At 31.9% G+C, this 11,393-nt stretch carries 7 protein-coding genes; 4 read left to right on the top strand and 3 right to left on the bottom strand.

The annotated features are described in order from the left end of the window. Positions 1–233 precede the first annotated feature (233 nt). Positions 234–1,346, top strand: coding sequence for a response regulator (locus Dongsha4_RS03265; protein WP_330204328.1), 1,113 nt, complete (start codon positions 234–236; stop codon positions 1,344–1,346). A gap of 62 nt (positions 1,347–1,408) precedes the next feature. Here the strand turns inward: Dongsha4_RS03265 and Dongsha4_RS03260 are convergent, their stop codons facing one another. The 3 genes from Dongsha4_RS03260 to Dongsha4_RS03250 all read right to left on the bottom strand — a co-directional run bounded on the left by Dongsha4_RS03260 (position 1,409) and on the right by Dongsha4_RS03250 (position 6,651). Further along, positions 1,409–4,183, bottom strand: a complete 2,775-nt coding sequence (locus Dongsha4_RS03260; RefSeq protein WP_330204327.1) for an ATP-binding protein — start codon at positions 4,181–4,183, stop codon at positions 1,409–1,411. Between the two features lie 440 nt (positions 4,184–4,623). Continuing rightward, positions 4,624–5,292, bottom strand: a complete 669-nt coding sequence (locus tag Dongsha4_RS03255; RefSeq protein WP_330204326.1) for a HEAT repeat domain-containing protein — start codon at positions 5,290–5,292, stop codon at positions 4,624–4,626. 180 nt (positions 5,293–5,472) lie between these two features. After that, complete coding sequence (locus Dongsha4_RS03250) at positions 5,473–6,651, bottom strand: AAA family ATPase (RefSeq protein ID WP_330204325.1); 1,179 nt, start codon at positions 6,649–6,651, stop codon at positions 5,473–5,475. 293 nt (positions 6,652–6,944) lie between these two features. On the opposite strand from Dongsha4_RS03250, the gene dcm reads away from it, so the two are divergent. From dcm to pheT, 3 genes are all read left to right on the top strand, one after another. Beyond that, positions 6,945–7,937, top strand: coding sequence for a DNA (cytosine-5-)-methyltransferase (gene dcm, locus Dongsha4_RS03245; RefSeq protein ID WP_330204324.1), 993 nt, complete (start codon positions 6,945–6,947; stop codon positions 7,935–7,937). A 6-nt stretch (positions 7,938–7,943) separates the two neighbouring features. Beyond that, positions 7,944–8,723 carry a BsaWI family type II restriction enzyme gene (locus Dongsha4_RS03240; RefSeq protein WP_330204323.1) on the top strand — a complete coding sequence of 260 codons (780 nt, stop codon included), beginning with the start codon at positions 7,944–7,946 and terminating at the stop codon, positions 8,721–8,723. An 89-nt stretch (positions 8,724–8,812) separates the two neighbouring features. Further along, positions 8,813–11,248: a phenylalanine--tRNA ligase subunit beta gene (pheT, locus tag Dongsha4_RS03235; RefSeq protein WP_330204322.1), complete on the top strand. Its 2,436-nt coding sequence runs from the start codon at positions 8,813–8,815 to the stop codon at positions 11,246–11,248. The last annotated feature ends 145 nt before the right edge of the window (positions 11,249–11,393 follow it).

Here is an 11,393-nt window from a genome sequence, read left to right as displayed (position 1 = left end):
CATTGGTTTTTATCGTTGGTTTCACTGTTTGTATTGTTGGCTATGATTAGATCTCACGTTTTTTTACTCTTAACAAAATCTTTAAAAAAAATTAACAAAAATTAACCATACTTACTTGACAATACCGAGGTAAATAAAACAATGTAAAGTTTTGATAAAGCAGTATAACAATTCTAAATAAAATTTCCTCTTTATTAAGGGGGTTAGAAGTATCTTTTACGTTATTTATGACTATGGATAAAAATAAATATTTGGCAATTGAAGAAGTAATTAAACAACAATTTTATCTTAAGTATAATCGAGTTTTAACATCTACAGAAGAAGTAATTTTACAAGGTGCGATCGAGAATTTACCCTATGAACAAATAGCGAATAAATTATATATGAGTTCAGGCACAGTGAGAAATATTGCTTCTAAATTTTGGTCACAATTATCTGAATTATACAATCAAAAAATAACCAAGGTTAACTGTAAATATGTTATAGAAAATATTTTAAAATCGGAGAAAAATTCAGAAAAAGAGCAATTATATTGCATAGAAATTGACAATGAAAATAATCATCATCCTCAAGGCATTGTCATGATTATTGATGACTATATTGAAAATTTAAAATTTCTGAAACAATTACTAGAAAAAGAAGGTTATCATGTGCGTAGTGCTAGAAGTGCGAAAATGGCTTTTTTATCTTTGGAAGAAAGTCTGCCCGATTTAATTTTATTAGATATATTAATGCCGAGTATTAATGGTTATGAAATATGTAAAATAATTAAAGCTGATACCAAAACATCTCATATTCCCATTATTTTTATTAGTGCTTTAAATGATACCATTGATAAAATTAAGGGTTTTCAATTAGGTGCTTGTGATTATATAACTAAACCCTTTGAAGAAATAGAAGTTTTATTGAGAGTTTCCCATCATATTAACCTTAAAAATCAAACTATTAGACTAGAAGAAGAAATTAAACAACATGAAAAAACCATTGAAATGTTATATCAATCTCGCTCTATTTTAGCGAGTGTTTTAAATAATAGTTGTTGTGGAATAGCAGTTTTAGAAGCGATTCGTAGTTCTGAAAATGCCCATATTATTGACTTTAAATACTACCTAGTCAATCCTATTTTTGCAACATTATTTAATATTAAAAAACCTAATATAATAACTTTAATTAGTAGTTTAAAAGAGTGTGTGTTTTGTCAATTAGAATGGATTGAAGAATTTATTAAAGTGGTTAAAACCAATATTGATTTTAGAGATACTTTTTTATTTCAAGGAAAGAAATATCAAATGAATGTGAATAAATTGGGCGATGGAATAACTATTAATATTATACCTTTAATTTAATAGACATTTCCCAGAAATTTTGTTCAATTAAGCTATCGCTAACCCAACCTATGAGAAGATTTTTATAATAATAAGTCAAGGATTTTTTCTGTCTCAAAGTTATTTACTAATTGCTTTAATTTTTCTGCAATATGATAATGATTATAGGGAATTTTATCAATCAACAAAAGCATTTTTTTCTCATCTAATCTTAATACTGCTTGTTTTAATTCTTGATGCCATTGAGGAGGCATAATTTTTAATGATTTGGTAGTTAAAATTTCTGTAGTAGTGATTTTTTTATCATGGTTAATGTTAGCAATTTTTTCATAGATAAATTTTACACCTAAGTGTTTTTCTAGCATCTCGAAAATAGTGCTATCTAAAAAGGGTTTACGCACATAGTCATCACAACCTGCATCAAGGATGATTTGTTGCTGATTTCCTAAGACACTAGCGGTTAAGGCGATGACAACGGTGGCGTTTCCTTGTATGGTACTTTTTATGTGTTTAATCGTCTCATAACCATCCATGACAGGCATTCTCATATCTAGCCAAATCAAATGGGGTTGCCAATTTTGCCATATTTTAAGTGCTTCTTTGCCGTTTTCCGCTTCCTGTAACTCGAAACCGAAGGGTTGCAATAGTTTGATTAAAAGTTGACGGTTTACCCATTTATCATCCACCACTAGGATACGATATTGTTTTTGATTTGGGGCAAGGGCAATGACACGGGATTTTTGCACAGATTTGACGATGGTATCGCCATTTACTTCTTTTACTTTAATGTTAAATCGAAAGGTTGAGCCGATGCCTTCTTCACTGGTAAGGGTTATATTACCCCCCATTAACTCAATAAATTGCTTGGTGATAGTTAAGCCTAAACCTGTGCCTTCTGGGGTATATTTCCCCGTTTCACTCTGTTGAAAGGCATTCCAAATCTTTATTTTGTCTTCTTCACTGATACCGATACCTGTGTCTGTGATTTCAAACCATAAATCATATTCGGGGGAAATAAGGGGTTTTGCTTCTAGGTTAACGGTAATATTGCCAGTGGAGGTAAATTTGAGGGCGTTACTGAGGAGATTGATTAAAATTTGTCTTAGTTTGAGGGTGTCGGTGTTAATGTAACGGAGAGATAAATGTTGATAGTTGATGGTAAGAGTTAGGTTTTTTTCTTGGGCTTTAATGGTGAATACTTGGCTAATTTGGCTTAATAAATGGAATAAGTCGATATTTTCTGGGTTTAATTCAATTTTTCCTGCTTCTATCTTCGCTAAGTCTAAAATATTGTTAATTAACATCAGAAGATGTTTGCCACTATTGTTAATTATTTCCAGATTTTCTTTTGTATTTTCTAATAAGTCACGGGAATTGAGCATTAACTGAGAAAATCCTAACACAATATTGAGGGGCGATCGCAGCTCATGACTCATATTAGCGAGAAAACGACTTTTTGCCAGACTTGCTACTTCGGCTTTTTCTTTGGCGTTAGCTAACTCAAGAGTGCGTTGTTTAACCTGAAGTTCAAGGGTGCGGTTATAATCTTCTAATAATTGTTTTGCTTGTTGCAGATTTTGCTCATTTTCCTGAATTGTTTGCACATAATCTTGTAATTGCCCACTCATGGTATTAAAAGATTGTACTAAATTATCTAACTCTTTAATGGGATAATTTTTTATGGTTTTTTGCCAGTTACCGAGGGCTATTTCCTGAGATGCCTGATTCAAATTTGCTATGGGTTTAGCGATACTATTGGCAATCAAAAGACTTAATATAATTGTGATAATAACAGCAATTATTGTCAAAACTATAGTGCGGTAATAATTATTATTTATTTCCTCCAAAAAATCTTGTTCAGGGATAGTTATTATTAGTAGCCAATCTAATCCATATTCATCTTTTAAACTACGGGTAAGTAAAAAATATTTTTCTTTATTAATCGTTAATTTTTGCGATAATATATTATTTACTTTGGCAAAAGATTGATATTTATTTAATAAGTATAAACCCAGTTGTTTATTAAATTCATTAGTATCATTAATTATCGATAATAAATTATTTTTCTCTTTTGTTATTTGGCGAGTGCGATCGCCTTCTGAGGTAGCAATTAAATGTCCTTGTTTATCTATTATAATGGCTTTTCCCGTTTTACCAATGGTTAATGAGTTAAGAAATTGATTGATATAAATTAAGTCTAGTTGAACAGAAACGACTCCTTTAATTTTTGATTTATCTGTTAGATAAAGAGGTTGAGAAAAATTAATTACTAAACTTTCTTTATTAGATAATCTACTATATACATTAGTCCATGTTTTATTTTTTTTGTCAATTACTGCTTGATACCAGGGACGTTTTTTTGCAGAAAAAGAGTTCAAATGAATGATAATATTTCTGTTTTTTTCATAGTCTTCAATAGAAAAGTAAGCTCGATATTTATTATTATAACTAAGGGCAACTCCTTCAATTTTTTCCCAAGTGTTTTTGCGAAAACTTTGCCCACTAGCTACATAATAATCATCTAAATTTACAATTTGAATAGCGCTGATAAATTTATCTTTATTAGTCTTATATTCTTCCCACAAAAATGGCAACCATTTATCCATGTTTTCCGTTTCTAAATCCAAAATATTAGCGGTGACTAAATTTTGACTGGTTTGAGTTATTTGTTGCGGTAGTGCCAAAAATGTTTTAACATTATCTAAGATGCGATCGCTACTTTGCATCATTAATTGATCCGCAAGATCATTGACAGCTTTTTGACCAAACCATAGGGATAAACTACCAACAATCATTGCGATCGTAACTACAGGTAATAAAAAAGAAATAGATAAAATTACCTTGAGAGAAAATTTCATTATCTCATTGAATTCACACAGAAAAATAAAATCAATTACATAGGTTAATTATATAGTTGAGGTTACTTAATTGTGATATAAAATATTATTAAATTTATCCAAATATCTAGCACTCAAAATATTATTATCATTGCCGATTGCAAAAGTACCTATTCCCGATCCAAATTAAAAATAATAGCTTAATTCATCAACACCATTACTTAAATTAAGTTAGAGATAAATTGATAAATTTTGTGGAGTGGGCAATGCCCACCAGTTGATCATTTTGACATAAATATTACCACGATAAAATCCTTATTTTAGACCCTAGCTTTTCCCATCTTTATGAGGTACATTTTTTATTTGCAAGTCCCCCTTATTAAGGGAGATTTAGGTAGGAAGTGTACTTCATTTAACAAAGAATTGCTATAAATTAAATTGGAGTCACAATATTAATAATATTAAACAGAAATCTTTTGTAAAGAATATTCAGCCGCTTGACACACTTGAGGATGAGAGTCTTTGACTAAGAAATTAAGAGCAGATATTGCTTTTTCATTACCCTTAAAATTACCTAAAGATTCAGATACCCTTTGACGAATTAACCAGTCATCTGATTGAACAAACACCAAGATTTCTTCGATACAATCTTCCGCTTTAACCTCTCCCAAGGCAGAAATAGCCGCTTGTTGTAAAGCTGTTTCATTGCTATGCAAAGCATCTAAAAGTAGTTTTTTAGCCCGAATATCACCCAAATTGCCTAAAGAGACGGCCGCACTAAAACGCACTAACCATTCAGTATCCTCATAAAAAGCCCTAACCAAAGGCTCAAAAGCACGAATATCTTTTAAATATCCTAAAGCCCCCGCCGCATCCGCACGAATGCCATAGTCAGGATCAGTTTCTAATAATTTTACTAAGATTGGTAAACATTCCTCAGTTTGTTTGACCCCTAATGCAAAAATTGCCATGGAACGCACGGGTAACATTTCATCATAAATTACCTTTTTTATTAATGGTACAGCATCCTTGGCTTCTACTTCTCTAAGGGATGCAAGAGCTAATAGTCTATCTTTTGAATTGTCACTTTCCAATTGGCGATCGATTTCTGCTAAATTAATCTGACTCATAATTTTAATTTTCTCAACATTTCTTTACAATTTTCATTATAATCCCATAAAAAAGAAATAGAGAAACAAACAGTTTTTTAGCCTAATGTCATCATAATTCCCATAAAAATATATTTTTTACTAGATTTTTTGAAAATGAGCGTTTAACACTCCTATTTTCGATACAGACTTAATAAAGCACTACATAATATTATTTTCTATTTCTGTCATAGAGGGAATATCCGAAGATTGAAAAGTTATTAAATCTTGTTTAGCAAGATTACTAAGATTAGCTAAACGATTACATTGATTAGTAAGACACCGATCAAAAATATTCCTCACAAATCTACCATTCCCTAATTCTCCTATTTTTGCTTCTAATTCCCTAAACAAATTACACATTTTTTCTTCAAAATCAGATGTTATATGATAGCCATTTTCTTCGGCCATAAAATTAAATATTTTGCTTAATTCTTCAGGCTTATAATCAACAAAATTAATAAACTTAGCAAAACGAGATTTTAAACCTTGATTAGCATTAATAAATCGTTTCATATCATCTTTATAACCAGCAACAATTACCACCAAATTATCTCTATTATCTTCCATCATTTTTAACAAAGTGCTGATTGCTTCTTGACCAAACATATCTTTTTGATTTTCTGGTACAAGAGAATAAGCCTCATCAATAAATAAAACTCCACCTAATGCAAATTCAACAATCTTAGCTGTTTTAGGGGCGGTTTGTCCCAAATATTCTGCGACTAAATCACCTCTATCTACTTCAACAAAATGTCCTTGAGAAAGCATATTTAATTTTTTATAAATATTCCCGATAATTCTTGCTACAGTTGTTTTTCCCGTACCGGCATTACCCGTAAAGACTAAGTGTCTCGTGATTGTGGGTGTTTTTAATCCCATTTCTGATTTAAGTTTTGCAATTCTAGCTATATTTACTAATTCTTGAATGGTTGATTTTACCTCTTTTAAACCAATTAAAGAGTTTAATATTTCTAAATCTTTTTCTAAATCTGGATCGATTTTCTTATTATTAATAATATTTTTACTTTCATCATTATTTTTATTATTGTTATTACTATTATTTGTTGGGAGCAAATCTAATAAAGGTTCATTGATTAATCTAATAATTTCTTCCGCCCATTGAGTCTTAATTTCAATAGCATGATTACCCAATATATTTTTTGCTTGTTTTAATGCTTCTTCTCTCGATTTAACCTTAGAATATAACAAACAATCTAAAGTCAAAGACTTATCAGTTTTATAAAAAAATTCCTTGGCATCATTTGGGTTATTCCAAGCCGCCCACAACCAGCAATCATTGAATTGGCAAATACTAAAGACTGGAGGTGAATCATACATAAGACTATCGGGTTAATTTTGATTAATAATCATTATAATATCACAGATAATTCAAAAAGTTACAAAAAAACAATAAAAACAACAACACAAAATACTACCAAAGTAATGCAATAAAATTAAGAAATCTATAGAAATTTTAGTTGAGGTTAATATTTAAAAATTTGTCTCTCTTTCAGTTGATTAAAATATAAGTATTACCATGTTAAAGATATACAAAATAGGATAAAATAGACAAATAGCATTAGCATTAGTTAAATAATATAATTAGTGTAAATTTTTCATAAAATAAGTAAATGAAATTTATTGATTTATTTGCAGGAATAGGAGGATTTAGATTAGCATTTGAGTCTTTAGGTTGTGAATGTGTTTTTGCTTCTGAATGGGATAAATTTTCACAACAAACCTATCAAGATAATTTTGGAGATATTCCCGCAGGAGATATACAGAAAATTGAATCAAAAGATATTCCAAAACACGATATTTTAACAGCTGGTTTTCCTTGTCAACCTTTTAGTATAGCAGGAGTTTCTAAGCATAATTCTCTAGGGAATAAACACGGTTTTAAACATTCAACTCAAGGTACATTATTTTTTGAAATAGTTAGAATTTTAAAGGATAAATCTCCCCAAGCCTTTTTATTAGAAAATGTAAAAAATCTTTTAAGCCATGATAAAGGAAAAACTTTTTCAGTTATTGAAAGTACATTAAGGGAAGAATTAGGTTATCATCTTTACTATCAAGTTATTGATGCGAGTTTACTACTTCCTCAACATAGGAAAAGAATTTTTTTAGTAGGTTTTAAAGAACCAATAAAATTTAATTTTCCAATAATCAATCCTATAAATATAAATATAGAAGATATTTTAGAATCGGACGTTGAAGATAAATATACTTTGACAGATCACCTTTGGCAATATTTACAAAATTATGCTCAAAAACATAAGGAAAAAGGAAATGGTTTTGGTTTTGGTTTAGTTGATTTAAAAGGTAAAAGTAGAACTCTAAGTGCAAGATATTACAAAGATGGATCGGAAATTCTAATTCCTCAAATTGGAAAAAATCCTCGTAGATTAACCCCCAGAGAATGTGCAAGATTACAGGGTTTTCCAGATGAGTTTAAAATCATTGTCAGTGATACTAGAGCTTACAAACAATTTGGAAATTCTGTTGCTGTACCTATTGTTAAAGAAATAGCAAAAGAAATGATTAAATCATTAAGTAATAAAATTTTTTTAGAAATAAAACCTAGTACAATTAAACAATTAGAATTACCCTTAGTTTTTTGATAAAAAATGAGCTGCTATAACTTAAATAAACAAGAAAAAAAAGAGTTAAATAAAATAATAAAGACTTACTATATTCAACCAACTTTATCTAGGATTGATAAATTTGTTGATTCTTCCAAAGATAAGAAAGAGGTATGGAAATTAGTTTTTAATGAACTTTTTAATATTATTACCAATGCTCATAAAGAGGTTGATTTGATTTTAGATGAAAGAATTAAAAGAGGTGAAATTACAAATAAGCAACAAGCAAGTAAAACTGTAGTAGGTAATACATTTCCTTTTGCTGTAATTTATATATTTTTACATAATAAAATAATAGGAAATATAAAAGACAATATCTATATAACTAGCGAATTGTCTAAAATTAATGGTTTTGAGGATGTAGCAACTATTAAGATAGGAGAAGAAACTCAAAAACCCGATTGTGATTTAGTTATTTATTCCGTTTCTGACGATAATAAATTAGCTAACTGTCTGATTTTATCTTTAAAAACATCTTTAAGAGAAAGGGCAGCACAAACCTATAAATGGAAATTGTTAATGGAAATTGCTATATCCGATGATTGTTCAGTAAAGGATAAATATGATATTGTTTATAATGCTAAAATTTTACCTAAAATTTGCTTTGCTACGATTAACTTTTACAATGAAATTAATAATCCTCAACAAAGGGGAATGTTGAAATTTTTTGATAAATCTTTTATTGCTAAAAATGTAAATCAAAATTTACCAACTTTTATTTCACCTATGTCTAATTTAATCGATTTTGTGAATGATGTGTTTTAAACTAAGTTTTGAATAGAGTTTACTCACGATCGAAATTCATTGATAATAGAAGATTAGCTCATTTATATATAGTAATTTGATATTAAAGAATGCGTATCTCTTTCAACTGGTTAAAAGAATTAGTTAATATTTCCATTACCTCTGAAGAATTAGGCAAAATCCTTACCATTGCCGGTTTTGAAGTGGAAGACATGGAAGATAGGAGAAGTTGGGCAGATGGAGTTGTTGTCGGAAAAGTGATAAAATGCGATCGCCATCCCAATGCTGATAAACTTAGTTTATGTCAAGTGGATATAGGAGAAGAAACCCCTTCCCAAATCGTTTGTGGTGCGCCCAATGTGAGACAAGATATATTTGTACCCGTTGCCACCCTCGGCACTTATTTACCCAACGTGGATATAAAAATTAAACCTGCCAAACTTAGGGGAGTAGAAAGTAAAGGCATGATTTGCTCCTTAGCAGAATTAGGCTTGGCAAAGGAAAGCGAAGGAATTAAAATCTTAGAAGGGGATTTGCAAGTAGGGCAGGATATTCGACCCATTTTAGGCTTAGATGACGTTATTTTAGACATTACCGCCACCGCTAATCGTGCTGATGCCTTAAGTATGGTGGGGGTTGCCAGAGAAGTTGCCGCCTTAACAGGAGGAGAATTAACCTTACCCTCCATTGACGGAGACATTAACCCCAATCAACAGGGAGGATTGACAGCAATCAAAATTGATGAGCCTTCTGCTTGTACTGCTTATATTGGTACAATGATTGAAAATGTGAAAATCGCCCCTTCTCCTCAGTGGTTGCAATGGCGTTTAGAAGCAGGAGGAGTGCGCCCGATTAATAACGTTGTAGATGTCACTAACTATATCTTATTGGAATGGGGGCAACCGTTACACGCCTTTGACAGGGAAAAACTCTACCATATTGCCAACTCTCAAGAGTTAACCATTGGGGTGCGTTTTGCCGAAGAGAAAGAAACTTTAACTACTTTAGACGGGCAAAAACGTAATTTACAACCCCAAAATTTACTCATTACCGCTAATAATCATCCCGTTGCTTTAGCGGGGGTTATGGGGGGTGAAGATAGCGAGGTAGATGATAATACCCAAAATCTTATCCTAGAGGCGGCTTTGTTTGAGCCTGTGCCTATTCGTCGCAGTGGTAAATGTCAGGGGATTCGCACGGAGTCTTCTACCCGTTATGAAAGGGGGGTTAATCAAGTCGAATTAGAAAAAGCCTTAAATCGTGCGGTTTCTCTTATTACCCAATTAGCAGGAGGTAATGTTTCCACTCAAATTGTCGCTGATAATCGTAGTAGCAGTTTCCAAAATACCATAGAATTAAGATGCGATCGCATCTATCAAGTGTTAGGGAAAGTCAAACAAGGAGGAAACCTCATTGATGTACCCAGAGAAGATATAGTGAGAATTTTGGAGGATTTAGGCTGTAAACTGGAAGTAAAGAGCGAATCTCCTTTAATCTGGCTTGTTACAGTACCTCCCTACCGTTATCGTGACTTAGAGAGAGAAATTGACTTAATTGAAGAAGTCGCCCGTTTATACGGTTATGATCATTTTACCGATACTTTGCCCACTCAATCAGAAGTCGGTTATATTCCCACTAATTTGCAAATTCAACGGAAAGTCCGTGCTAGTTTACAAGGGTTAGGCTTAACAGAATTAATGCAATACTCCCTCGTTAGTGCCAATCAAGCCCAAATTAAAATCGCTAATCCCCTTTTCAGCGAATATTCTGCGTTGCGTAGTAACCTCATCGATGGTTTAATCAATGCCTTTGAATTTAATCAGGCTCAAGGAAATGGCTATTTAAAAGGTTTTGAAATTGGACGAGTTTTTTGGCTCGAAGATGGAAATAAAGCCGAAGGAGACGCACTAGGAGGCATTATAGGCGGTGATTTATATACCGATGGTATCTGGACAAGAAGCGGTAAACCTCAACCCATGACTTGGTATGAAGCCAAGGGCATTTTAGAAAGTCTATTCAAGGCTTTAAAATCACCTATTACCTATCAAGCAGAATCGGAAGATAATCGCCTCCATCCGGGGCGTACCGCAGGTTTATGGTTAAATAAGACTAGAATCGGTGTTTTTGGGCAACTTCATCCCCAATTATGTCAAGAAAGGGATTTACCTAACTCTGTTTATGTGTTTGAATTGCAATTAGAGCCATTAATCGCTTTGTTAAACCAAAAATATTTACAAACTCCTATTTTCAAAGCCTTTTCTACTTATCCCTCTGTAGAACGTGATTTAGCTTTCTTTGCTTCCACCGATTTAACCGTCGCAGACATTATTAATGCTATGCGTAAAGCAGGAGGTAAAACTCTTGTGGATGTAAAATTATTTGATGAGTATAAGGGTGCAAATGTAGAGGAAGGAAAACGCAGTCTTGCTTTTAGTTTAGTATATCGATCGCCCGATGGTACATTAAAAGATACTGATGTTGATCCTATCCATAATAAAATTCGGGATGCTTTGACTAAACAATTTGCTGTTACTTTGCGTAGTTGACTTGTTAAAGTTGGGAAAGAGGTGTTGGGGTATTGGGGGAAACTAATCTATAACTTCTTCCTAACACCCTAACCCTGAACTCTGAACTCTGAACTCCGAATGACCCCACAATCTAGTAAAATATGTAAAGAAAAGTTAAGCAAAT

The sequence above is a fragment of the Cyanobacterium sp. Dongsha4 genome (genome assembly GCF_036345015.1).
Taxonomy (GTDB): domain Bacteria; phylum Cyanobacteriota; class Cyanobacteriia; order Cyanobacteriales; family Cyanobacteriaceae; genus PCC-10605.
Note: the sequence above shows the minus strand (reverse complement) of the source record. Positions and strands in the feature narration are given on the sequence as shown.